Raw genomic sequence first — 24,443 nt, 5'->3', positions numbered from 1 at the left:
TTCTTTTGAGCCACGCTGTTGTCAAAAGACCGACTCAAACTGAAGGGAGATACACATGGCTAGTCCAATCACTCCGTCCACCGGCCTCGGATCGGGCCTGGCGATCGGAGACATCGTTACTGCGCTGGTCAATGCCGACAAGCTGGCCAAGCAGACCCAGATCACCACGCAGACCAAACAAGTCACCACCAAACTGTCCGGGATCGGTACCCTGCAGTCGGCTGTGGCTGCGTTTCAGACTGCGCTGAAAACCCTGGGTGACAAGGACAATCCTGCGTTCAATGGCTATGCGGCCAAGTCGTCCAATGAAAACGCGCTGACAGTCACCTCTGACAACAACGCGGTGCCGGGCAACTACACCATCGTCGTCGACAAGATCGCGACCAGTTCCAGTGTCGCTACCGCTGCCTTTTCCGGCGGCGCCAGCAGTGCCATTCCGAGTGGTAACCTGAGCATCACTCAAAATGGCATTACCACCAGCTACACCATTCCGAGCGGCGCAACGCTGTCGTCGGTGATGAAGCAGATCAACGCCAATACCGACAGCACCAATATCAGCGCCAACATCATCACTGATGCCAATGGCTCGCGTCTGGTGCTGGGCTCGACCATTACTGGTGCGGGTTCGGATATCACGACCAGTAGTGATATCACCGGCTTCACCATTAATGCCAATACCAAACTGGATACGACTTCTGCGACCTCTGCTGGTTATGTCGGTACTCAGCCTATCGATGCATCCCTGACCATCAACGGCATGCCTATCACCAGCAAGAGTAACAAGCTGGATTCGACGGTGGGTGGCATGACCATGAACCTGGTAGCTCCAGGCACCTCCACGGTCAACGTCACCACCAACACCGACGGCCTGAAAACCTCGCTGCAGTCGTTCATCACCGCGTACAACGCCGTGGTGTCCGCTGTGTCGACCGTGACCAAGGCCACCATCAGCTCGACGCCCGACCCGGACACCGGTGCCACCGTGACCCCGGCTGCACTGACTGGCGACTCGATGCCGCGTTCGATCCTGTCGGCGATGCGCAACGAGCTGGTCACCACCGGCGCCGCCGGTAACCTGTCGGTGCTGTCGCAGCTGGGCATCACCACCTCGCAGACCGACGGTACGCTGTCGCTGGATGACACCAAGTTCAAGGCAGCGATGGACAAGGGCCTGGCCGGTGACGTGCAGCAGATGTTCAGTGGCACCACCGACACCAACGGCCTGCTGGCGCGGATGAACTCGGCGCTGGACCCGTTCACCCAGACCGGCGGCATGTTCGACACCCGCAAATCCAGCCTGACCACCCAACAGAACGATCTGCAGGATCAACAGGCTGCGCTGGACCTGCGCGTCGAAACCCTGACCGCGAGCCTGACCGCCAAGTACAACGCCATGGACTTGCTGGTCGGCCAGCTGAAAGCGTCTGCCAGCAGCATCACTTCGTTCTTCGATTCGCTCAATGCGCAGAAGTCGAGCTGACGCCTGAGCGTGAAAACAAAGACCCGGCCAGAGTGCCGGGTTTTTGGCATCTGGCCTTAAAGTTTTGCAAGGCTGTGTCGATACCCTGAATATACGAACTTCGAGTTGTACGAGGTAAGAACATGAATCGAATGGCAGCCCTTCGGCAGTATCAGAAGGTCAACTCACATGCCCAGACCGCCGTGGCCACGCCGCACCGTCTGGTGCAGATGCTGATGGAAGCCGGCCTGGACCGTATTGCCCAGGCCAAGGGTGCCATCGAGCGCAAGGATATTTCGGCCAAGGGTACGCTGATCGGCAAGGCCATCGAGATCGTCGGTGGTCTGCGTGAAGGTCTGGACATGGAAAAGCAGGGTGAAGCCCTGGCCCATGTCGACAACCTGTACATGTACATGATGAAGCGTCTGGCGGAAGCCAACATCAAGACCGACCCGAAAATTCTCGACGAAGTCACCGGTCTGTTGACCACCGTCAAGGAAGGTTGGGATGCGATTGGCGATCAACCGCCAGCGCTGTAAAAGGAGAACACCATGAGTGCTGCACTCAAGCGAATCGAAGAAACCCGCGAAGCCTTGGTCGATGCCTTGGCTCAGCGCGACTGGGAGGCGATCGGCAAGCTCGATCTGGCCTGCCGTGCCTGCGTCGACGAAGTCATTCGTGAGGCGAGCGACGATGAGCCCGAGTTACGCAGCAATCTGGAAGAGTTGTTGGGTGTCTATCGGCAACTGATAGATATTGCTGTAGGAGAGCGTCAGGCAATTGTCGATGAAATGTCGCAGATCCAGCGAGCGAAAAGCGCGGCAAAGGTTTACCATCTGTTCGGTTGACGCTCGGTTGAACGAAAAAAAATGTGCGCCATAAAATTGACTGTGTACGGTTTTTTGACTTAACTAGTGATGTTCACTAATTTCTGGTTGTTGTAGCGTCTCTGCGGACCATACAAGGCCAAGCTTGCCCCTGAATGGGCATCGAGTTGACTAGGGAAGTTGCTATTGCATGTGGCGTGAAATCAAGATTCTGCTGATCGATGACGATAGCCAGCGCCGCCGTGACATGGCGGTCATTCTGAATTTCCTCGGCGACGAGAACCTGTCCTGCTCCAGTACTGACTGGCAGCAAGTTGTCGGTTCTCTGGCGTCCACGCGGGAAGTCCTTTGCGTGCTGGTCGGCACCATCAATGCCCCGGGCAGTCTTCAAGGGCTGCTTAAGACCATCGCTGCATGGGATGAGTTCCTTCCTGTTCTGGTAATGGGCGAAAATTCTTTGGGCGAACTGTCCGAAGACTTGCGTCGACGTGTGTTGTCCACCGTCGAAATGCCTCCCAGCTACAGCAAACTGCTGGACTCCCTGCACCGCGCCCAGGTCTATCGCGAAATGTACGACCAGGCCCGTGAGCGTGGTCGCCAGCGCGAACCCAACCTGTTCCGCAGCCTGGTCGGTACCAGCCGTGCCATCCAGCACGTGCGCCAGATGATGCAGCAGGTGGCCGATACCGACGCCAGCGTGCTGATCCTCGGCGAGTCGGGTACCGGCAAGGAAGTGGTCGCGCGTAACCTGCATTACCATTCCAAGCGTCGCGACGCGCCGTTCGTACCGGTCAACTGCGGTGCGATCCCGGCCGAGCTGCTGGAAAGCGAACTGTTCGGTCACGAGAAGGGCGCGTTCACCGGTGCGATCACCAGCCGGGCCGGGCGTTTCGAGCTGGCCAACGGTGGCACGCTGTTCCTCGATGAAATCGGTGACATGCCGCTGCCGATGCAGGTCAAGCTGCTGCGCGTCCTGCAGGAGCGTACCTTCGAGCGCGTGGGCAGCAACAAGACCCAGAGCGTTGATGTGCGCATCATCGCAGCCACTCACAAGAATCTCGAAGACATGATCGAGACCGGTGGCTTCCGCGAAGACCTGTACTACCGCCTCAACGTGTTCCCGATCGAGATGGCGCCGCTGCGTGAGCGGGTGGAAGACATTCCGCTGCTGATGAACGAGCTGATTTCGCGCATGGAGCACGAGAAGCGCGGTTCGATCCGCTTCAACTCGGCCGCCATCATGTCGCTGTGCCGTCACGGCTGGCCGGGCAACGTCCGCGAGCTGGCCAACCTGGTGGAGCGCATGGCGATCATGCACCCGTACGGGGTGATCGGCGTGGCCGAGCTGCCGAAGAAATTCCGGTACGTCGATGACGAAGACGAGCAATTGGTGGACAGCCTGCGCAGCGATCTGGAAGAGCGCGTGGCCATCAACGGCCATACGCCGAACTTCGCCAACAGCGCGATGCTGCCGCCGGAAGGTCTGGACCTCAAGGACTACCTCGGTGGTCTGGAGCAGGGCCTGATCCAGCAGGCTCTGGACGATGCCAACGGTATCGTTGCCCGTGCAGCTGAACGTTTGCGTATCCGCCGCACCACGCTGGTGGAGAAGATGCGCAAGTACGGCATGAGCCGTCGCGAAGGCGATGACCAGGGCGACGAGTGACACCCGATTGACGCGTCAAAAACAAACCGCTGATTTTTCAGCGGTTTTTTTTCGGCACGGGGATTGCTAAGTCTCTTGCAACACACCGTTTAACTGACGGTTCGTCATGCGAGAGATCAACTATGCCCCAGGCCGCTCAGATGTCTTCCGGACCTGTTTCGACAGAAGGTTCGCAAGTGCAGTCGTCCCCGGAGTTGGAAAGTCGACAAGGGTTGGAGCAGGCATTCGCCCTGTTCAATCAGATGTCGGCGCAACTGACTGATTCCTACAGCCTGCTGGAAGCGCGGGTCACCGAACTCAAGGGTGAGCTGGCGGTGGTCAGCGCCCAGCGCATGCAGGAACTGGCGGAGAAGGAACGCCTGGCCAATCGCCTGCAGAACCTGCTCGACCTGCTGCCCGGCGGCGTGATCGTCATCGACGGTACCGGCGTGGTCCGCGAAGCCAACCCGGCGGCCATAGACCTGCTCGGCGAGCCGTTGATCGGTATGCTCTGGCGCCACGTCATCACCCGCTGCTTCGCGCCACGGGAAGACGACGGCCATGAAATCTCCCTGAAAGACGGTCGTCGTCTGTCGATCTCCACCCGTTCGCTGGATGCCGAACCGGGGCAGCTGGTGCTGCTCAACGACCTGACCGAAACCCGCCAGCTGCAGAGCCAGTTGGCGCGTCACGAGCGGCTGTCCTCGCTGGGCCGTATGGTCGCTTCGCTGGCCCACCAGATTCGTACGCCGTTGTCGGCGGCGATGATTTACGCCAGTCACCTGACCGAGCAGGCGCTGAACGTGGAAACCCAGCAGCGTTTTGCCGGGCGTCTGAAAGAGCGTCTGCACGAGCTGGAGCATCAGGTGCGCGACATGCTGGTGTTTGCCCGTGGCGAGCTGCCGCTGACCGACCGGGTCAGCCCGGCCGGTCTGGTGCAGGCGCTGGAGTCGGCGGCGCAGACCCATGTTCGCGATGTGACGGTGCGCTGGCAGTGCGATGCGCTGGACGGCGAGTTGCTGTGCAACCGCGACACGCTGGTCGGTGCGCTGCTCAATCTGATCGAAAATGCGGTGCAGGCCAGCGCGGCCAATGCCCGCGTCAAAATTCATGCGTATGGTCGCGGCAATACCCTGCGGCTGTGCGTCAGTGACAACGGCAGCGGCATCGACGCTGCGGCGCTGGCGCGTATCGGCGAACCGTTCTTCACCACCAAGACCACCGGCACCGGTCTGGGTCTGGCGGTGGTCACGGCGGTGGCGCGCGCTCACCAAGGGCAGGTGCAATTCCGTTCGCGTCCGGGGCGTGGCACCTGTGCGGTTGTCTCCCTGCCTCTGGTTCCAGAGGCTGGCGCAGCAGGTGGTCAGCCATGACGATCAAGGTCTTGCTGGTCGAAGACGACCGTTCCCTGCGTGAAGCGCTGGGCGACACGCTGGAGCTGGCCGGGCATGACTATCAGGCTGTCGGCTCGGCGGAAGATGCGCTGCTGGCTGCGGCGCAGACGTCGTTCAGCCTGGTGATCAGCGACGTCAACATGCCCGGCATGGACGGCCATCAATTGCTGGCTCAACTGCGCAGCCGCTATCCGCAATTGCCGGTGCTGCTGATGACCGCCCATGGTGCGGTCGAGCGCGCGGTGCAGGCCATGCGCGACGGCGCTGCGGATTATCTGGTCAAGCCCTTCGAGCCCAAGGCGCTGCTGGCGCTGGTCGCCCGCCATGCGCTGGGGCGGCTTGGCCCAGCGGACGGCGAGGGGCCCATCGCGGTCGAGCCGGCCAGCGTGCAACTGCTGAACTTGGCGACGCGGGTGGCGAAAAGCGATTCCACCGTGCTGATTTCCGGCGAGTCCGGGACCGGCAAGGAAGTGCTGGCGCGTTTCATTCATCAGCAGTCGCCACGGGCTGGCAAGCCGTTCATTGCCATCAACTGCGCGGCGATTCCCGACAATATGCTCGAAGCCACGCTGTTCGGCCATGAGAAGGGCTCGTTCACCGGCGCCATTGCGGCCCAGCCGGGCAAGTTCGAACAGGCCGACGGCGGCACCATTCTGCTCGATGAAATTTCGGAAATGCCCATGGGCCTGCAGGCCAAGCTGCTGCGGGTGTTGCAGGAGCGGGAAGTGGAGCGGGTCGGCGCGCGCAAGCCGATCGAGCTGGATATCCGCGTGCTGGCGACCACCAACCGCGATCTGGCCGGTGAAGTGGCGGCGGGGCGTTTCCGTGAAGACCTGTTCTATCGCCTGTCGGTGTTTCCGCTGGCCTGGCATCCGCTGCGTCAACGACCCGCCGATATTCTGCCGCTGGCCGAGCGTTTGCTCGCCCGTCACGTCAATAAAATGAAGCATGCCCCGGTGCGGCTGTCTGCCGAGGCGCAACAGTGTCTGATCGGATACAGCTGGCCGGGCAACGTGCGCGAACTGGACAACGCCGTGCAGCGGGCGCTGATCCTGCAGCAGGGCGGGGTGATTCAGGCCGAGGATTTCTGCCTGGCCGGTCCCGTGACCTTCGCCGCAGCGCCCGTGGCAGCGGCACCGCTTCAGATTCAGCCATCGCTGCCGACAACCCCGGCTGTTGCGGAGGCGTCATTCGACATCGCGGGCAGCGAGGTGGCTGGCGCTCTGGGCGAAGACCTGCGTCGCCGCGAGTTTCAGCTGATCATCGACACCCTGCGTGCCGAGCGCGGCCGCCGCAAGGAAGCCGCCGAACGCCTGGGTATCAGCCCGCGTACATTGCGCTACAAGTTGGCGCAGATGCGTGATGCGGGGATGGATGTCGAGGGTTATCTGTTCGCGTCCTGATACGCCCTGCGCTCATCTGTAGGAGCTGGCTTGTCCTGCGACCGGCTGCGCAGCAGTCGTAAATCCATGCGCATTGGCCATATCAGACACACCGCGTTTGACGGATTTACGACTGCTGCGCAGCCGGTCGCAGGGCAAGCCAGCTCCTACAGGTTTCTTGCGTGCGGTACGGATCTGTACCCATCCGAATACTTTCATGAAAAGGTGGCACTGTGCCGCCATTGGTCTGGCACCGTTGTTGCTAATACATGGGTAACCGCTGAATCGGTGTCAAAAATTTGCGGCCCATTTGAGAGAGAAGTCCATGAGCCAAGGTGTTGAATTTAATCGCTTGATGTTGGACATGCGCGCCATGCAGATGGACGCCATGGCCAAGCCGAAAGCCATCGATGCCCCGGAGCAGGCAGGGGCGACCAGCTTCTCCGACATGCTCGGCATGGCAGTGAACAAGGTCAACGACACCCAGCAGGCGTCGAACCAACTGGCCAACGCCTTTGAAATGGGCAAGAGCGGCGTGGACCTGACCGACGTGATGATTTCCTCGCAGAAAGCCAGCGTCTCGTTTCAGGCCTTGACCCAGGTACGCAACAAGCTGGTTCAGGCGTACCAAGACATCATGCAAATGCCGGTTTGAGGACGATTTAAGTCATGGCTGAAGCCGTCGCCGAGAACGTACCTGCCAAAGCGGGTGCGACAGGAAGCAAACCACCGATGTTCGGTCTGGCGTTCCTGCAAAATCTGTCCGAGATGACCATGCTGCGGCAGGTCGGCCTGATGGTCGGTCTGGCGGCCAGCGTGGCGATTGGTTTTGCCGTCGTGCTTTGGTCACAACAGCCGGACTACAAGCCGTTGTACGGCAGCCTGTCGGGCATGGACACCAAACAGGTGATGGACACTCTGGCTCAGTCCGACATTCCATACACCGTCGAACCGAATTCCGGCGCGCTGCTGGTCAAGTCCGAAGACCTGGCCCGTGCCCGCATCAAGCTGGCCGGCGCCGGCATCGCACAGAACGACGGCAACGTCGGTTTCGAGATCCTCGACAAGGATCAGGGCCTGGGCACCAGTCAGTTCATGGAAGCCACGCGCTATCGCCGTGGTCTGGAAGGCGAACTGGCGCGGACCATCTCTGCACTGAACAACATCAAGGCTGCCCGTGTACATCTGGCCATTCCAAAGAGCTCGGTGTTCGTCCGTGACGACCGCAAGCCGACCGCTTCGGTATTGGTAGAAATGTACGCCGGTCGCACCCTTGAGCCAGGTCAGGTGGCTGCCATCGTCAATCTGGTGGCGACCAGCGTTCCCGAACTGACCAAATCCCAGGTCACCGTGGTCGACCAGAAAGGCAACCTGCTGTCCGATCAGGCGGAAAATTCCGAACTGACCATGGCCGGCAAGCAGTTCGACTACACCCGTCGCATGGAAAGCATGCTGACCCAGCGTGTGCAGAACATCCTGCAACCGGTGCTGGGCAACGACCGCTACAAGGCAGAAGTGTCGGCCGACGTCGACTTCAGCGCGGTCGAGTCCACCGCCGAAAGCTTCAACCCGGATCAACCGGCCCTGCGCAGCGAGCAGACCACCAACGAACAACGCTCCAGCAGCAGCGGCCCGCAAGGTGTTCCCGGCGCGCTGAGCAACCAGCCTCCAGGCCCGGCCACCGCGCCGCAGACCACCGGTGGTGCCGCCGGCGGTGCCGCAGGTCCGATCGCCCCAGGCCAACCGCTGCTGGACGCCAACGGTCAGCAGATCATGGACCCGGCCACCGGCCAGCCGATGCTGGCGCCGTATCCGCAGGACAAGCGTAACCAGTCGACCAAGAACTTCGAGCTGGACCGTTCCATCAGCCACACCAAGCAACAGCAGGGCAAGATCAATCGCCTGTCGGTGGCAGTGGTGGTTGACGATCAGGTCAAGGTCAACCCGGCCAACGGTGAAACCACCATGGTGCCGTGGACCGCCGACCAACTGGCGCGCTTTACCCGTCTGGTGCAGGACGCCGTGGGCTTCGATGCCAGCCGTGGCGACAGTGTCAGCGTGATCAACGTGCCGTTCTCGGCCGACCGTGGCGAAGTGATTCCGGACATCCCGTTCTACTCGCAACCGTGGTTCTGGGACCTGATCAAGCAAGCCATGGGTGTGATCTTCATCCTGGTGCTGGTGTTCGGCGTGCTGCGTCCGGTGCTCAAGAGCATCACCAATCCGAAAGGCCGTCAGGACGGTGACGTCGAACTCGGCGGCATGGTCGGTCTGGACGGCGAGCTGGCCAATGACCGGGTAAGCCTGGGTGGCCCGCAAAGCATCCTGCTGCCGAGCCCGACCGAGGGTTATGACGCGCAGCTCAACGCAATCAAGAGCCTGGTGGCTGAAGACCCGGCTCGTGTGGCTCAGGTCGTAAAAGAGTGGATCAACACAGATGAGTGAAAGTCGTGCAGCGGTCAAACTGACCCGCGTTGATAAGGCTGCGATCCTGTTGCTCACCCTCGGTGAGACCGACGCCGCACAAGTCCTGCGCCACATGGGCCCCAAAGAGGTCCAGCGTGTCGGCGTGGCCATGGCGCAGATGCGCAATGTGCACCGCGAACAGGTCGAGCAGGTGATGGGCGAGTTCGTCGATCTGGTCGGCGACCAGACCGGCGTGGGCATCGGCTCGGACGGCTACATCCGCAAGATGCTCACTCAGGCCCTGGGCGAAGACAAGGCCAACGGCCTGATCGACCGCATCCTGCTGGGTGGCAACACCAGCGGTCTGGACAGCCTCAAGTGGATGGAACCGCGCGCGGTCGCCGACGTCATTCGTTACGAGCACCCGCAGATCCAGGCCATCGTCGTCGCCTATCTGGACGCCGACCAGGCCGGTGAAGTGCTCAGCCATTTCGACCACAAGGTCCGGCTGGACATCATCCTGCGCGTGTCCTCGCTGAACACCGTGCAACCGGCGGCGCTGAAAGAGTTGAACCAGATTCTCGAGAAGCAGTTCTCGGGCAATGCCAACACCTCGCGTACCACGTTGGGCGGTATCAAGCGTGCGGCGGACATCATGAACTTCCTCGACAGTTCGATCGAAGGCCAGCTCATGGACTCCATCCGCGAAGTGGACGAAGACCTGTCGACGCAGATCGAAGACCTCATGTTCGTCTTCAACAACCTGTCCGACGTCGACGACCGTGGCATTCAGGCCTTGCTCCGCGAAGTCTCCTCCGACGTGCTGGTACTGGCACTCAAGGGCTCGGACGACGCGATCAAGGAAAAGATTTTCAAGAACATGTCCAAGCGTGCCGCCGAACTGCTGCGCGACGACCTGGAAGCCAAAGGCCCGGTTCGCGTCAGCGACGTGGAAGCTGCACAGAAAGAGATTCTCACCATTGCCCGTCGTATGGCGGAGGCCGGGGAGATCGTTCTCGGCGGCAAAGGTGGCGAGGAAATGATTTAACGGCAGGTGCAGTCGATGTTCAGCTCCGATAAAGAAGGGCACAGCGACCTCATCCGCGCCCGGGATGTCAGCGGTCTCGATGTCTGGGCATTGCCCAGCTTCGATCCGCATGTGGAAGAGCCCGAACCGGAACCGGTGATCGAAGAACCGGAGCCGGTGGAAAGCGAAGAAGTGCCGCTGGAAGAAGTCCAGCCGCTGACCCTGGAAGAGCTGGAAAGCATCCGCCAGGACGCTTACAACGAAGGCTTCGCCATCGGTGAGAAAGAGGGCTTCCACAGCACCCAGCTCAAGGTTCGCCAGGAAGCTGAAGTCGCGCTGGCGGCCAAGCTGGAAGGCCTGGAAACCCTGATGGGCCATCTGCTGGAGCCGATTGCCGAGCAGGACGCACAGATCGAAAAGTCGCTGATCATGCTGGTCGAACATGTCGCCCGGCAGGTGATCCAGCGCGAACTGAAAACCGACTCCAGCCAGATCGGCAAGGTGCTGCAGGATGCCCTGCGCATGCTGCCGATGGGCGCCAACAACGTGCGCATCCTGGTCAACTCTCAGGATTTCGCCCAGGTGAAGGCGCTGCGTGACCGCCACGAAGAAAACTGGCGGATTCTCGAAGACGACACCCTGCAGCCGGGCGGTTGCCGCGTCGAAACCGAACACAGCCGCATCGATGCCAGCGTCGAAACCCGCATCAGCGTGGCGCTGGCGAAGATGTTCGACCAGTTGCACGAACAGGCGCTGCACCCGGCGTTGCCGGACGTCAGCGTCGATCTGGACGCGGCGATCAAGAGCGCCGAAGAGGTCCGCCAGAAAGCGGACGTCACCCATGCGTCTTGAGCGCACCAGCTTCGGCAAGCGCCTGAGCACCTACGCCGACGCCATTGAGCTGCCTGCGCAACCGGTGGTCGAAGGCCGCCTGCTGCGCATGGTTGGCCTGACCCTTGAAGCCGAAGGCCTGCGCGCTGCCATGGGCAGCCGCTGCGTGGTGATCAACGACGACAGCCAGCACCCGGTGCAGGTCGAAGCGGAAGTCATGGGCTTTGCCGGCGGCAAGGTGTTCCTGATGCCGGTCGGCAGCGTCGCCGGCATCGCCCCGGGCGCCCGCGTGGTGCCGCTGCCGGACACCGGCCGCCTGCCCATGGGCATGACCATGCTCGGTCGCGTGCTTGATGGCGCCGGTCGTCCGCTGGACGGCAAGGGCGGCATGAAGGCCGAAGACTGGGTACCGCTGGACGGCCCGACCATCAACCCGCTCAAGCGTGACCCGATCAGCCAGCCGCTGGACGTCGGCATTCGCTGCATCAACGGTTTGTTGACGGTGGGGCGCGGCCAGCGTCTGGGCCTGTTCGCCGGTACCGGCGTGGGCAAGAGTGTGCTGCTGGGCATGATGACCCGCTTCACCGAAGCTGAAATCATCGTCGTCGGCCTGATCGGCGAGCGGGGCCGCGAGGTGAAGGAATTCATCGAGCACATCCTCGGCGAAGAAGGCCTCAAGCGTTCCGTGGTCGTCGCCTCGCCGGCGGACGATGCGCCGCTGATGCGCCTGCGCGCCGCCATGTACTGCACGCGCATCGCCGAATATTTCCGCGACAAGGGCAAGAACGTCCTGTTGCTCATGGATTCGCTGACCCGTTTCGCCCAGGCCCAGCGGGAAATCGCCCTGGCCATCGGCGAACCGCCGGCGACCAAGGGTTATCCGCCGTCAGTGTTCGCCAAGCTGCCGAAGCTGGTCGAACGTGCCGGTAATGCCGAAGCCGGTGGCGGTTCGATCACCGCGTTCTACACCGTGCTGTCCGAAGGCGACGACCAGCAGGACCCGATTGCCGACTCGGCACGGGGCGTGCTCGACGGCCACATCGTGCTGTCACGGCGGCTGGCGGAGGAGGGGCATTACCCGGCCATCGACATCGAAGCCTCGATCAGCCGGGTCATGCCGTCTGTGGTCGGGCCGCAACACATGGTCCAGGCGCAGTACTTCAAGCAATTGTGGTCGCGTTATCAGCAGAGCCGCGACCTGATCAGCGTTGGCGCCTACGTGGCCGGCGGCGACCGCGAAACCGACACCGCCATCGCCCTGCAACCGCAACTGGTGCAGTACCTGCGTCAGGGTCTGCATGACAACGAAAGCATGCAGAGCAGCGAAGCGCAGTTGGCGAAGATCTTCAACCCGGCGGGCGGCTGATAGGCCATGGCACAGAGTCGAGCGGCGCGTCTGGCGCCAGTGGTGGACATGGCCGAAAGCGCGGAAAAGACCGCTGCCCAGCGCCTCGGTCATTTCCAGGGGCAGGTGAGGGTGGCCGAGGGCAAACTTGCCGAACTGGAGAAATTCCGCTCCGACTACCAGCAACAGTGGATCGACAAAGGCGCCCACGGCGTCTCCGGCCAGTGGCTGATGAACTACCAGCGCTTCCTCAACCAGCTGGAAACGGCAGTCAGCCAACAGCGCCAGAGCCTGGTCTGGCACCAGAACAACCTCAACAAATCCCGCGGCGAATGGCAAAAGGCCTATGCCCGCGTCGAAGGCCTGCGCAAGCTGGTGCAGCGCTACATCGACGAAGCCCGCGCACTGGAAGACAAGCGCGAACAGAAACTGCTCGACGAACTGTCCCAGCGCTTGCCGCGGCATGAAGCGTTCTGAGCCAGGTTCATTCATCATCGTTTGCCCGTGCTGACGCCATCGCGAGCAGAGCTCCCTCCCACAGGGGTTTTGTGATGGTTGTAGGATTTCGGTGAGCCAACCTGCTTTGCGAAACCACTGCAAATTCCCTGTGGGAGGATGGATCGGACGTCAGGAGGCCGGACGAAAGTGGTTTGCCTGACACATCGCTTTCGCGACCCTCGTAACCTCGGATCCCTCCCACGGCCTGCGGCCAGAATCAACGGCAAACCGGACAGCTGCGGGGATTTGTGGGTATGCGGAAAACGTCGAGGCCTCCACTAACCCCTTGTGGGAGGGACCTCTGCTCGCGAAGGCGTCAGTCCAGTCAGTGCCGAATTAACTGACCCACCGCTATCGCAGGCAAGCCAGCTCCTACAGGTTTTGCGCCATGCCTGAATTCACCAAACACCACAAAAACCGTGGGAGGGATCTCTGCTCGCGATGGCGTCAGTTCAGACAATGCCGCATCGCCTGACCCACCGCTTTCGCGGGCAAGCCCGCTCCTACAGATTTGGCGCCATGCCTGAATTCACCTAACGCCACAAAACCCGTGGGAGGGAACCCTGCTCGCGAAGGCGTCAGTTCAGACAATGCCGCATCGCCTGACCCACCGCTTTCGCAGGCAAGCCAGCTCCTACAGGTTTGGCGCCATGCCTGAATTCACCTAACGCCACAAAACCCGTGGGAGGGAGCTCTGTTCGCGAAGGCGTCAGTCCAGTCAATGCCGCATCGCCTGACCCACCGCTTTCGCAGGCAAGCCAGCTCCTACAGGTTTGGCGCCATGCCCGAATTCACCAAACACTACAAAAACCGTGGGAGGGAGCTCTGCTCGCGATGGCGTCAGTGCAGACAATGCCGCATCGCCTGACCCTCCGCTTTCGCGGGTAAGCCCGCTCCCACAAAAATCCGCAATCTGTCATGCAGGCACGCGTTGATTCAGAGCCAGGCCGACCGGTCGGTCGCCTCGGCGAGCTTTTGATTTTGGGGCCCCGTCCCAGAAGGCCGAACGCAGGCGATGCGCAGTGGGCCGAGCGACAGGATGTCGCGAGAGCCGCGTGGGCCATGGATGGCCCATTCGCGGAGTGCCCACGAAGCGTCGCCGGAGTGAGGGCATGCCGAGCCAAGGCGAGGCACCGTATGGCGGGGTAAAGAGCCCTTGGTTACTTGGGGCTTTTCCAAGTAACTCGCCGTCAGGCGAAACAGGGCTGCGTCAGCAGACCAGCAATACATCAGGCACACCGCATGCACAGGATTTACGACGACTGCGTCGCCGGTCGCGGGACAAGCCACGCTCCTACAAGGGGCCGCGTAACTCGCCGTCAGGCGAAACAAGGCTGCGTCAGCAGACCAGCAATACATCAGGCACACCGCATGCACAGGTTTTACGACGACTGCGTCGCCGGTCGCAGGGCAAGCCAGCTCCTACAGCCGGTCGCAGGACAAGCCAGCATCCTACACGGATGCAATACCCCGCGCAGAAGCGCGGCATGTTTCGTTTTTCACCCATGACTCATCACCTTCCATTTGCCGCGCCGCACAAGCAGTGCTAAAACTCACAGCGTTCGACGACGTTTCATACAAGGGATTTGCTATGTCAGTAACCTCCGAGCGTTCTTCCGACGGGCAGCAACTGACCATCAATATTCGGGGGCGCTTCGATTTTTCGGCGCATCAGGACTTCCGCGGAGCCTACGAAGGCGTTGACGACGCGCAGCGTTTTGTCGTCGATCTGCATGGCACCACGTATCTCGACAGCTCGGCGCTGGGCATGCTTCTGCTGCTGCGCGATCACGCCGGCGGCGATCGTGCCGATGTGCGACTGGTCAACTGCAGCGCCGAGGTCGTCAAAATTCTCGCCATCTCCAACTTCTCCAAACTCTTCCAGATCGGCTGATGTCGGTCACGTCACCCGAGCGCCTGCTCATTCTGGTCGCTGACGACAATGCCAGCGACCGCATGCTGCTGTCCGCCATCGTCAGCCGTCAGGGCCATGAAGTGCTCACCGCCAGCGACGGCGCCGAAGCCGTGGAGGTGTTCGAGCGATTCAGCCCGCAACTGGTGCTGATGGACGCGATGATGCCGGTGATGGACGGCTTCGAAGCGGCCCGACGAATCAAGGAGCTGGCCGGCGAATCGCTGGTGCCGATCATCTTTCTGACCTCGCTGAGCGAAGACGAAGGCCTGGCCCGCTGTCTGGACGCCGGTGGCGACGATTTTCTGGCGAAACCCTACAACCAGGTGGTACTGGCCGCGAAGATCAATGCCATGAACCGCCTGCGCCTGTTGCAGGAAACCGTGCTGCAGCAGCGCAACCTGATCGCCCGTCACCACAAATACCTGCTCAACGAACAGCGCGTGGCCAAGGCGGTGTTCGATCAGGTGGCCCACTCCGGCTGCCTCAGTGCGCCGAACATCCGCTACCTGCAATCGCCTTACGCGCTGTTCAATGGCGACCTGCTCCTGGCGGCCTGGACGCCTTCCGGCAACATGCACCTGCTGCTCGGCGACTTCACCGGCCACGGCCTGCCGGCAGCGGTCGGGGCGATGCCGCTGGCCGAGGTGTTCTACGGCATGACCGCCAAGGGCTATGGTCTGGCGGAAACCCTGCGTGAGATGAACGCCAAGCTGAAACGGATCCTGCCGGTAGACATGTTCTGCTGCGCGACGTTGCTGTGCGTCAACTTCAAGCAGCAGTTGCTGGAGGTCTGGAACGGCGGTTTGCCGGATGGTTATCTGCTCCACGGCGACGGCCGTGAACACACGCCGCTGGTGTCCAGTCATGTACCGCTGGGGGTGCTGGGCGCGGGTAGTTTCGATGTGAAAACCCAGGTCTATCCGTTCGGCCCCGGCGATCGGGTGTTTCTGCTGTCCGACGGCGTGGTCGACAGCGCCGACGAAAACGGTGAGCTGTTCGGTACTCGGCGCTTGCAGAACGTGCTGGTCGGCAACCGTAACCCGGCGCTGCTGATCGAAGAAGTGCAGTGGGCGCTGGCGCGTTTTCGCGGGCAGGCGCGGGATGACGTGAGCATGGTCGAAGTGGTGTACCGCGAGCCGGAACAACTCGGGCCGCCTTCGGTGATCTACACCGACAGCGGTGACTCCAGCCCGCTGGACTGGTGCGCCGCGTTCGAATTCCGTGGCGCGACCCTTAAGCGCTTCAACCCGCTGCCGTACCTGTTGCAGCTGCTGCAGGAGGTACACGGCCTGCGCCTGCAAAGTGGCGATCTGTATATCGTCCTGACCGAGCTGTACAGCAACGCGCTGGAACACGGTGTGCTCGGCCTCGATTCTTCGCTCAAGCGCGATGCCGAAGGCTTCGCCCGGTATTACCAGCAGCGCGCCGAGCGTCTGGATGCATTGCAGGACGGTTTCGTGCGGCTGGATTTCCAGGTGGTGCCGGAAGGCAGCGGCGGGCGTCTGGTGGTCAAGGTGCAGGACAGCGGGGCCGGTTTCGACGCCGAAACGGTGCTGGCGCGCCCGCAGGCCGTGAATGAGCTGTCGGGACGCGGGCTTTGCCTGGTCCGTCAGCTGTGTGATGAATCGCACTGGTCGGCGGATGGCCGCACCGCGCGCGTGGAATTTGCCTGGGAGGCTCTGGCATAATTCGCCGTTCTTGATCAAGGGAGTGAACAAGTGTCGAACGACCATGTGGACAGCACTGTGCTGAGTACCTTGCGTGACGTAATGGAAGGCGAATACCCGGTCTTGCTGGATGTGTTCATCAAGGACTCGGAAAAACGCGTCGACGACCTCCGGCAGTTCCTTGCCGCGCCTGACACCCTGCCGGGTTCGGCTGAGCAGTGGCAGCAGTTGGGCATGCTGGCCCACAGCTTCAAGGGCAGCAGCGCCAACATGGGTGCAGGGCCGTTGTCCGACCTGTGTCGGCAGCTTGAAGACCTCGCCCGCACTGCGGTGCCGAACGCCACACAGGCCGCTGTGCTGATCCGCGCCATCGACGACGAATACCAGTTGGTCCACGTGGTGTTCCATGCCGAACTGCAACGCAGCCTGACCCGCCACTGAATCCCTCCCATGCCGGTTTTTGCAGAACTGGCCCGCCATTTGCTAAGTCTCTGTGCAATCGTGCTCTTGCGGAGATCAAAATGGCCCTTGCCAACAATCCCTTACTGACGGCGCTGGCCACTGCCAAAGCGCAGAAGTCCGCCTCCACCCCGGCGGCGAAGGCCCCAGACCCGGTCAAGGACAAGGCTTCCAGCTTCTCCAGCGTGTTCGCCAAGCAGGCCACGCCGAAGTCGCCTGCGACCGATGACGCGCCGACAAAAGTCGCCAGCGCCAAGAGTTCGACAGCGGACAAGAAGGCCGACGCCAGCCAGTCGTCTGCCGCCGATGACAAGAAGGTTGCCGATAACGGCAATGGCTTGCCTGCCAGGCAGGTCAACGGCAAGGCCGATAAATCCGACAACAGCACGGATAAAGACGACAGCGACGACGACACCGACGACAGCACCGACAGTGCCGATGCGTCCAGCGATTCGTCGCAGGTCGACACGCTGGTGACCGACACCCAGAGCGCGCCGCAAGATCCGACCGTGGACCCGACACTGGTCGCCACCACGCCGACCCCTGAACCTGCGCCGACCGTGGTCGAGCAGCAGGTGGCGGTGGATCCGGCCACCTTGCTCAGTGCCCAGCAGTCGGTGGTTCCGTTGCCGGTCGTGCAGGCGCCGACTGATGCGACCGAGGCGGTCGACGACAGCTTCGACCCTCACGCTGACCCGCTGGATGGCCTGACCGCCGTGCAGTTCGCCCTGGAAAACAAGGCGCAGCAGACGGCGAAAAATACTGCGACTACCACCGACGCGAGCAAGACCACCGGCAAGCAGGACGCCGACGCCGATCCAGCGCAGATGCTGGCGGGTAATCTCGCCGCGCTGGGCGACCAGCCGGTGGACAAGAGCACCACAGAAGGCGGTGGCGACAAGGCCTTTGGTGGCCTGATCGCTGACGGCCTGAAAGACGTCAAGGGCGCCACCAGCGACACCCGTGTCGACAACTTCGCCGAGCGTCTGGCGGCGCTGTCTCAGGCAGCCCAGGCCAAGCCGGCCTCGACGCCTGCCACGCCGCTGCTCAATCAGCCTCTGGCGATGAACCAGAACGGCTGGACCGAAGGCGTGGTCAACCGCGTGATGTACCTGTCCAGCCAGAACCTCAAGCAGGCCGATATCCAGCTGCAGCCAGCAGAACTGGGGCGTCTGGACATTCGCGTCAATATGGCGGCGGACCAGCAGACCCAGGTCACCTTCATGAGCGCCCACGTCGGCGTGCGTGATGCCTTGGAAAGCCAGATGGCACGCCTGCGCGATGCCTTCGTTCAGCAGGGCATGGGCCAGGTCGACGTCAACGTCTCCGACCAGTCCCGCGGCTGGCAGCAACAGGCCCAGCAGCAGTCCGGTGGTGACGGCCAGCGCGGCAATGGCAGCGGCAGCGCCAACGGTGTCGGCGGCAGCGACCTGATCGCCGACGGCGCCCCGGTGGATGCCGCCACCGCAGCGGCCAGCGCACCACTGACCGTGGTGGGTTCCAGCGCGGTCGATTATTACGCCTGATTCCGTGACTGTTTCCCGGCTCTTGCGTGCGTCCCCGGGGCGTAGGAGCCGGCTTGCTGGCGAAGGCGGTGGGGCAGTCACTCATGATGGCGGCTGGCGCAGTGCATTCGCCAGCAAGCCGGCTCCCACGGCCTTCGGCCAGAATCAAAAGCAGCCATAACCTGATCCGTAGCAGTCCGGCTTGCCGGCGGTAGCGGTCTGACTGACGCCGCCGCTGGCAAGCCATGCTGCTACAGGCATCTTTACCTCGTCTCAGCCGTTCTGGCACACACCTTGCTCACCCTCTGTCACGCAACATCGAACCCTCTGGATAGTGACGGATTATTGGCATGGCGAAGAGCGACGACGCAGCAGTTAAAGACCCGGCGAAGAAAGGCAAACTGAAGATCATCATCCTCGTGGTGGTCGGTCTGTTGCTGGCTATCGGTCTGTCGGTCGGTGCGACCTGGTTCATCATGCACAAGGCCGAGAGCAAGCCTGATCCGGCCGTGGCAGCCGCCGAGGCGGTGAACGTCAAGAAAGAGGCGATCTTCGAGCCGCTGACGCCACCTTTCGTCGTCAACTACAACGTCAACGGTCGCCAGCGCTACATGCAGGTCAGCATCACCTTGCTGGCCCGTGATCACGCCGACCTGGAAGCGCTGAAAGTGCACATGCCGGTCATCCGCAACAACCTGGTGATGATGTTCGCCGGTCAGCCGTTCGATGCCATCGCAACGCCGGTGGGCATGGAAATGCTCCGTCAGAAAGCCGCTGCGGTGGTTCAGGAAGTCGGCCAGAAGGAACTGAACAAGAGCGTCATCGAACAGTTGCTTTTCACTAACTACGTACTGCAGTAGGACCACGACATGGCCGTGCAAGACCTGCTGTCCCAGGATGAAATCGACGCGCTGCTGCATGGCGTGGACGATGGTCTGGTGCAGACCGAAAGCATTATCGAACCGGGCAGCGTCAAGAGTTATGACCTGACCAGCCAGGACCGCATCGTCCGCGGACGCATGCCGACCCTGGAAATGATCAACGAGCGTTTCGCCCGTTACACCCGTATCAGCATGTTCAACCTGCTGCGTCGTTCCGCCGACGTGGCGGTGGGCGGCGTGCAGGTGATGAAGTTCGGCGAATACGTGCACTCGCTGTACGTGCCGACCAGCCTGAACCTGGTCAAGATCAAACCGCTGCGCGGCACCGCGCTGTTCATCCTCGACGCCAAGCTGGTGTTCAAGCTGGTGGACAACTTCTTCGGCGGTGACGGCCGTCACGCCAAGATCGAAGGTCGCGAATTCACCCCGACCGAACTGCGCGTGGTGCGCATGGTGCTGGATCAGGCCTTCATCGATCTGAAGGAAGCCTGGCAGGCGATCATGGAAGTCAATTTCGAGTACATCAACTCGGAAGTGAACCCGGCCATGGCCAACATCGTCGGCCCGAGCGAAGCCATCGTGGTGTCGACCTTCCATATCGAACTGGACGGCGGCGGCGGCGATCTGCACGTGACCATGCCGTATTCGATGATCGAGCCGGTACGGGAAATGCTCGACGCCGGTTTCCAGTCGGACCTGGACGATCAGGACGAGCGCTGGGTCAACGCCCTCAAACAGGACGTCATGGACGTGGCCGTGCCGCTGAGCGCGACCGTGGCCCGTCGTCAACTGAAACTGCGCGACATCCTGCACATGTCCCCGGGCGATGTGATCCCGGTGGAAATGGAAGATCACCTGATCATGCGTGCCAACGGCGTACCGTCGTTCAAGGTCAAGCTCGGCTCGCACAAGGGCAATCTGGCCCTGCAGGTCATCGAACCGATAGAACGCCGCTGACCGTTTGCCGTCAGCAACTCCATGTACTGCGTAAACGAATCAATGCTCGCCGAGGACAACCATGGCTGATGAAAACGAAATGAACTCCACCGACGATCAGGCACTGGCCGACGAGTGGGCTGCGGCCCTGGGTGAATCCGGAGAGGGTGGTCAGTCGGACATCGACGCGCTGCTCGCCGCCGATGCCGGCAACAACGCCGTCGGCAATCGCATGGCCATGGAAGAGTTCGGCAGCGTGCCGAAAACCAATGGCCCGGTGGCGATGGACGGTCCGAACCTGGACGTGATCCTCGATATCCCGGTGTCGATTTCCATGGAAGTGGGCAGCACCGACATCAACATCCGCAACCTGCTGCAACTCAACCAGGGTTCGGTGATCGAGCTCGATCGTCTGGCCGGCGAGCCGCTGGACGTGCTGGTCAACGGCACCCTGATCGCCCACGGCGAGGTAGTGGTGGTCAACGAGAAGTTCGGCATCCGTCTGACCGACGTGATCAGCCCGAGTGAACGTATCAAGAAGCTGCGCTGAGTGAGGCGGTTGATGAAAGGCCTGGCGGGATGGGCGCTGCTGGCGCTGTCGGACGTGGTCATGGCCGCCGATCCGGCAGCCCCGGCGGCAACGACGGTTGCGCCTGCTGCTCCGGCTGTGACGGCTGCTGCTCCCGCTGCTGCACCTGCCGTCACGGCGGCGGCACCCGCGACACAAGCCGTCGTGGTGCCGCCGGTCGGCAGTGCGCTGAGCAGCGGCGTCGGCAGTCAATTGCTGCAATTGGTGCTGGGCCTGTTGCTGGTGGTCGGGCTGATTTTCGTGCTCGGCTGGCTGATGCGCCGGGTTCAGCGCGCAGGGCCTGCGGGCAATCAGGTCATCGAACTGGTCGGCTCCCGCGCGCTCGGGCCGCGTGACCGGCTGGTGCTGGTGCAGGTCGGCAAAGAGCAGGTGCTGCTCGGCGTCTCCCCCGGCAGCATCACCGCGTTGCATGTGATGAACGAGCCGGTCGACGTGCCGGAAACCCAGAACGCCACGCCGGAATTCGCCCGGCGCCTGATGGAAGCGCTGGGCAACAAAGGCATGGCTGGCAAAGGCCTCGGCAATCCGGGTCAGAAGGACAAGAACTGATGCGCATCGTTTTGACCCTCCTGCTGATGCTGGCGGCGCCAATGGCGCTGGCCGCCGATCCGCTGTCGATCCCGGCGATCTCGCTGGGCACCGGCGCCAACGGCCAGCAGGAATACTCGGTCAGTCTGCAGATCCTGCTGATCATGACCGCGCTGAGCTTCATCCCGGCGTTCGTCATGCTGATGACCAGTTTCACGCGGATCATCATCGTGTTCTCGATCCTGCGTCAGGCCCTGGGCCTGCAGCAGACGCCGTCGAACCAGATCCTCACCGGCATGGCGCTGTTCCTGACCCTGTTCATCATGGCCCCGGTGTTCGACCGAGTGAATCAGGACGCCCTGCAACCGTACCTCGCGGAAAAACTCACCGCGCAGGATGCGGTGGCCAAGGCCGAAGTGCCGATCAAGGACTTCATGCTGGCGCAGACCCGCTCCAGCGACCTCGATCTGTTCATGCGCCTGTCCAAACGCACCGACATCCCGACCCCGGATGCGGCGCCGTTGACCATCATTGTCCCGGCGTTCGTCACCTCCGAGTTGAAGACCGCGTTCCAGATTGGCTTCATGATCTTCATCCCGTTCCTGATCATCGACCTGGTGGTGGCCAGCGTGCTCATGGCGATGGGTATGATGATGCTGTCGCCGCTGATCATTTCCCTGCCGTTCAAGATCATGCTGTTCGTCCTCGTGGACGGCTGGGCGCTGATCATCGGCACGCTGGCCGGCAGCTTCGGTGGCGTATGAACCTGTTTGACGAGGAGTGCGCAGCATGACCCCGGAAGTCGCCGTCGACCTGTTTCGCGAAGCGCTGTGGCTGACCACCTGCATGGTCGCCATTCTGGTGGTGCCGAGTCTGGTGGTCGGCCTGATCGTGTCGATGTTCCAGGCCGCCACGCAGATCAACGAACAGACCCTGAGCTTCCTGCCGCGCCTGCTGGTGATGCTGGTGACGCTGATCGTGGTCGGTCCGTGGCTGGTGCGCACCTTCATGGAATACATCATTTCGCTGTACACCAGCATCCCTCAAGTCATCGGCTGATCTGTCCATGGAACCTGTGCTGGCGCTGACCGACACACAGATCAGCACCTGGGTGGCGGCGTTCATGCTGCCACTGTTTCGCATCGCTGCGGTGCTGATGACCATGCCGGTGTTCGGCACGACCCTGGTGCCGACGCGGGTGCGCCTGTACCTGGCGCTGGCGATCACCGTGGTGGTGGCGCCGAGCCTGCCGCCGATGCCGTCCGTTCACGCGCTGGACCTCAGCGCGCTGCTGCTGATCGCTCAGCAGATCCTCATCGGCGCCGCGTTGGGCCTGTCCCTGCAATTGTTCTTTCAGGCGTTCGTGATCGCCGGGCAGATCGTCGCGATCCAGATGGGCATGGGCTTCGCGTCCATGGTCGACCCGGTCAACGGCGTCTCGGTGGCGGTGATCGGGCAGTTTTTCACCATGCTGGTGACCTTGCTGTTCCTGGCCATGAACGGCCATCTGGTGGTTTTCGAGGTGCTGATCGAAAGCTTCACCACGCTGCCGGTGGGTGAGGGCCTGATGACCGCCAACTTCTGGGGGCTGGTGCTGCGCCTGGGCTGGGTGCTGGGCGCTGCGCTGCTGCTGGTGCTGCCGGCGATCACCGCGCTGCTGGTTGTCAACATTGCCATGGGCGTGATGACCCGCGCCGCGCCGCAACTGAACATCTTTTCCATCGGTTTCCCGTTGACCCTGGTGCTGGGCATGGGGATTCTGTGGATCTCCCTGGGCGACATCCTCAACCAGTATCAACCGCTGGCGGTCGACGCCCTGCAGTTGCTCAAGGAAATGGTCAAGGCGCGCTGACATGGCAGAAAGCGAGAGCGGTCAGGACAAGACAGAAGACCCCACGGACAAGCGCAAGCGAGAGGCGCGAGAGAAGGGCGAGATCGCCCGGTCCAAGGAACTCAACACCGTCATCATCATGATCGTCGGCGCTGCCGGGCTGCTGGCATTCGGCGGTTCCATGGCGGAAATGATGATGCACCTGATGCGGGACAACTTCACCATCACCCGCGAGACGCTGCTCGACGAGCGCAGCATGGGGCTGATGCTGATGGTCTCGGGCAAGGCGGCGCTGCTGTCGGTGACGCCATTGCTGGTGGCGCTGACCCTGGCAGCGATCATCGGCCCCATCTCCCTTGGCGGCTGGTTGTTCGCCGCCGGCACCATGGCGCCCAAGTTCAGCCGTCTGAACCCGGCGGCGGGCATCAAGCGCATGTTCTCGTTCAAGGCGATCATCGAACTGCTCAAGTCGCTGGCGAAGTTCTTCATCGTGCTGATCGTGGCGCTGGTGGTGCTGAACAAGGACAAGGCCGACCTGATATCGATTGCCCATGAGCCGCTGGAAATGGCGGTGGTGCACAGTCTTCAACTGGTGGGCTGGAGCACGCTGTGGATGGCGTTCGGTCTGGTGATCATCGCGGCCGTGGACGTGCCGGTGCAGTTGTGGGAAGCCCATAACAAGTTGCTGATGACCAAGCAGGAAGTGCGCGACGAGCACAAGGACAATGAAGGTCGGCCAGAGGTCAAACAGCGGATTCGTCAGTTGCAGCGCGAGATGTCGCAGCGGCGGATGATGGCGGCGATTCCCGATGCCGACGTGGTCATCACCAACCCGACGCACTATGCCGTGGCGCTCAAGTACGACCCGGACAAGGGCGGGGCGCCGGTGTTGCTGGCCAAGGGTACTGACTTCATTGCATTGAAGATCCGCGAGATTGCCACGCAGCATCAGATTCAACTGTTGGAGTCGCCTGCGCTGGCGCGTTCGATCTACTACAGCACAGAGCTGGAGCACGAGATTCCGGCGGGGTTGTACCTGGCGGTGGCGCAGGTTTTGGCCTACGTCTACCAGATCCGCCAGTTCCGCGCCGGACGCGGCAAGCGGCCTGATCCGCTGAGCGACAACCTGCCGATCCCGCCGGATTTGAGGCGGGATTCGTAAGGTAGGCTTGCTGACGCAGCCGGGGTTTCGTGGACCTGTAGGAGCTGGCTTGCCCTGCGAGCGGCGACGAAGTCGTCGTAAAACCTGTGCACGCGGTGTGTCATTTTGATTGCTGAGTCTGCTAACGCAGCCTGTTTCGCCTGACGGCGAGTTACT

24 protein-coding genes are annotated in these 24,443 nt (G+C 62.0%); all 24 read left to right on the top strand.

The genetic code is table 11. From position 1 onward, the window contains the following. Positions 1–55 precede the first annotated feature (55 nt). The 24 genes from fliD (at position 56) to flhB (ending at position 24,287) form a co-directional block, all read left to right on the top strand. Entirely contained in the window at positions 56–1,480 is a 1,425-nt protein-coding gene (gene fliD, locus ACIPL0_RS13545) for a flagellar filament capping protein FliD (RefSeq protein ID WP_400597379.1), read from the top strand. A 122-nt stretch (positions 1,481–1,602) separates the two neighbouring features. Further along, on the top strand, positions 1,603–1,998 hold the full coding sequence (fliS, locus tag ACIPL0_RS13540; RefSeq protein WP_400597380.1) for a flagellar export chaperone FliS: 396 nt from the start codon (positions 1,603–1,605) through the stop codon (positions 1,996–1,998). Positions 1,999–2,010: 12 nt separating this feature from the next. Continuing rightward, complete coding sequence (gene fliT, locus ACIPL0_RS13535; protein WP_400597381.1) at positions 2,011–2,307, top strand: flagellar protein FliT; 297 nt, start codon at positions 2,011–2,013, stop codon at positions 2,305–2,307. A 169-nt stretch (positions 2,308–2,476) separates the two neighbouring features. Beyond that, entirely contained in the window at positions 2,477–3,952 is a 1,476-nt protein-coding gene (locus tag ACIPL0_RS13530; RefSeq protein ID WP_400597383.1) for a sigma-54 dependent transcriptional regulator, read from the top strand. Positions 3,953–4,092: 140 nt separating this feature from the next. Next, positions 4,093–5,304, top strand: a complete 1,212-nt coding sequence (locus ACIPL0_RS13525; protein ID WP_400597385.1) for a sensor histidine kinase — start codon at positions 4,093–4,095, stop codon at positions 5,302–5,304. Beyond that, positions 5,301–6,728 carry a sigma-54-dependent transcriptional regulator gene (locus ACIPL0_RS13520; RefSeq protein ID WP_400597386.1) on the top strand — a complete coding sequence of 476 codons (1,428 nt, stop codon included), beginning with the start codon at positions 5,301–5,303 and terminating at the stop codon, positions 6,726–6,728. Before ACIPL0_RS13525 ends, ACIPL0_RS13520 begins: the two co-directional genes overlap by 4 nt. 304 nt (positions 6,729–7,032) lie before the next feature. Further along, a complete protein-coding gene (gene fliE, locus ACIPL0_RS13515) occupies positions 7,033–7,362 on the top strand; it encodes a flagellar hook-basal body complex protein FliE (RefSeq protein ID WP_400597388.1) in 330 nt (109 codons plus the stop codon). A 14-nt stretch (positions 7,363–7,376) separates the two neighbouring features. Continuing rightward, positions 7,377–9,152, top strand: coding sequence for a flagellar basal-body MS-ring/collar protein FliF (gene fliF / locus ACIPL0_RS13510; protein ID WP_400597390.1), 1,776 nt, complete (start codon positions 7,377–7,379; stop codon positions 9,150–9,152). Further along, on the top strand, positions 9,145–10,161 hold the full coding sequence (gene fliG / locus ACIPL0_RS13505; RefSeq protein WP_400597392.1) for a flagellar motor switch protein FliG: 1,017 nt from the start codon (positions 9,145–9,147) through the stop codon (positions 10,159–10,161). The genes fliF and fliG overlap by 8 nt, the downstream gene beginning before the upstream one ends. A gap of 15 nt (positions 10,162–10,176) precedes the next feature. Then, complete coding sequence (gene fliH, locus ACIPL0_RS13500; RefSeq protein ID WP_400597393.1) at positions 10,177–10,992, top strand: flagellar assembly protein FliH; 816 nt, start codon at positions 10,177–10,179, stop codon at positions 10,990–10,992. After that, a complete protein-coding gene (gene fliI, locus ACIPL0_RS13495; RefSeq protein WP_400597395.1) occupies positions 10,982–12,337 on the top strand; it encodes a flagellar protein export ATPase FliI in 1,356 nt (451 codons plus the stop codon). The genes fliH and fliI overlap by 11 nt, the downstream gene beginning before the upstream one ends. A 6-nt stretch (positions 12,338–12,343) precedes the next feature. Then, positions 12,344–12,793 carry a flagellar export protein FliJ gene (gene fliJ / locus ACIPL0_RS13490; protein ID WP_400597396.1) on the top strand — a complete coding sequence of 150 codons (450 nt, stop codon included), beginning with the start codon at positions 12,344–12,346 and terminating at the stop codon, positions 12,791–12,793. A gap of 1,612 nt (positions 12,794–14,405) precedes the next feature. Then, positions 14,406–14,708 (top strand): STAS domain-containing protein, encoded by a 303-nt coding sequence (locus ACIPL0_RS13485; RefSeq protein WP_400597397.1) that lies wholly within the window; start codon positions 14,406–14,408, stop codon positions 14,706–14,708. Continuing rightward, a complete protein-coding gene (locus ACIPL0_RS13480; RefSeq protein ID WP_400597399.1) occupies positions 14,708–16,417 on the top strand; it encodes a SpoIIE family protein phosphatase in 1,710 nt (569 codons plus the stop codon). Before ACIPL0_RS13485 ends, ACIPL0_RS13480 begins: the two co-directional genes overlap by 1 nt. A 30-nt stretch (positions 16,418–16,447) precedes the next feature. After that, on the top strand, positions 16,448–16,837 hold the full coding sequence (locus ACIPL0_RS13475) for an Hpt domain-containing protein (RefSeq protein WP_400597401.1): 390 nt from the start codon (positions 16,448–16,450) through the stop codon (positions 16,835–16,837). 80 nt (positions 16,838–16,917) lie between these two features. Continuing rightward, positions 16,918–18,381, top strand: a complete 1,464-nt coding sequence (locus tag ACIPL0_RS13470; RefSeq protein ID WP_400597402.1) for a flagellar hook-length control protein FliK — start codon at positions 16,918–16,920, stop codon at positions 18,379–18,381. 329 nt (positions 18,382–18,710) lie between these two features. Then, positions 18,711–19,220, top strand: a complete 510-nt coding sequence (fliL, locus tag ACIPL0_RS13465; protein ID WP_400597404.1) for a flagellar basal body-associated protein FliL — start codon at positions 18,711–18,713, stop codon at positions 19,218–19,220. A gap of 9 nt (positions 19,221–19,229) precedes the next feature. Beyond that, positions 19,230–20,198: a flagellar motor switch protein FliM gene (gene fliM / locus ACIPL0_RS13460; RefSeq protein ID WP_400597405.1), complete on the top strand. Its 969-nt coding sequence runs from the start codon at positions 19,230–19,232 to the stop codon at positions 20,196–20,198. A 61-nt stretch (positions 20,199–20,259) separates the two neighbouring features. After that, positions 20,260–20,727, top strand: a complete 468-nt coding sequence (fliN, locus tag ACIPL0_RS13455; RefSeq protein ID WP_400597406.1) for a flagellar motor switch protein FliN — start codon at positions 20,260–20,262, stop codon at positions 20,725–20,727. A 60-nt stretch (positions 20,728–20,787) separates the two neighbouring features. Further along, entirely contained in the window at positions 20,788–21,315 is a 528-nt protein-coding gene (gene fliO, locus ACIPL0_RS13450) for a flagellar biosynthetic protein FliO (RefSeq protein WP_400597423.1), read from the top strand. Next, positions 21,315–22,058: a flagellar type III secretion system pore protein FliP gene (gene fliP / locus ACIPL0_RS13445; RefSeq protein ID WP_400597407.1), complete on the top strand. Its 744-nt coding sequence runs from the start codon at positions 21,315–21,317 to the stop codon at positions 22,056–22,058. The genes fliO and fliP overlap by 1 nt, the downstream gene beginning before the upstream one ends. A gap of 25 nt (positions 22,059–22,083) precedes the next feature. Further along, positions 22,084–22,353 (top strand): flagellar biosynthesis protein FliQ, encoded by a 270-nt coding sequence (gene fliQ, locus ACIPL0_RS13440; protein WP_400597408.1) that lies wholly within the window; start codon positions 22,084–22,086, stop codon positions 22,351–22,353. Positions 22,354–22,360: 7 nt separating this feature from the next. Continuing rightward, on the top strand, positions 22,361–23,146 hold the full coding sequence (gene fliR, locus ACIPL0_RS13435) for a flagellar biosynthetic protein FliR (RefSeq protein ID WP_400597409.1): 786 nt from the start codon (positions 22,361–22,363) through the stop codon (positions 23,144–23,146). Position 23,147: 1 nt separating this feature from the next. Then, positions 23,148–24,287, top strand: a complete 1,140-nt coding sequence (flhB, locus tag ACIPL0_RS13430; protein WP_400597410.1) for a flagellar biosynthesis protein FlhB — start codon at positions 23,148–23,150, stop codon at positions 24,285–24,287. The last annotated feature ends 156 nt before the right edge of the window (positions 24,288–24,443 follow it).

This window comes from Pseudomonas sp. NPDC090208 (assembly GCF_044746785.1).
Taxonomy (GTDB): domain Bacteria; phylum Pseudomonadota; class Gammaproteobacteria; order Pseudomonadales; family Pseudomonadaceae; genus Aquipseudomonas.
Note: the sequence above shows the minus strand (reverse complement) of the source record. Positions and strands in the feature narration are given on the sequence as shown.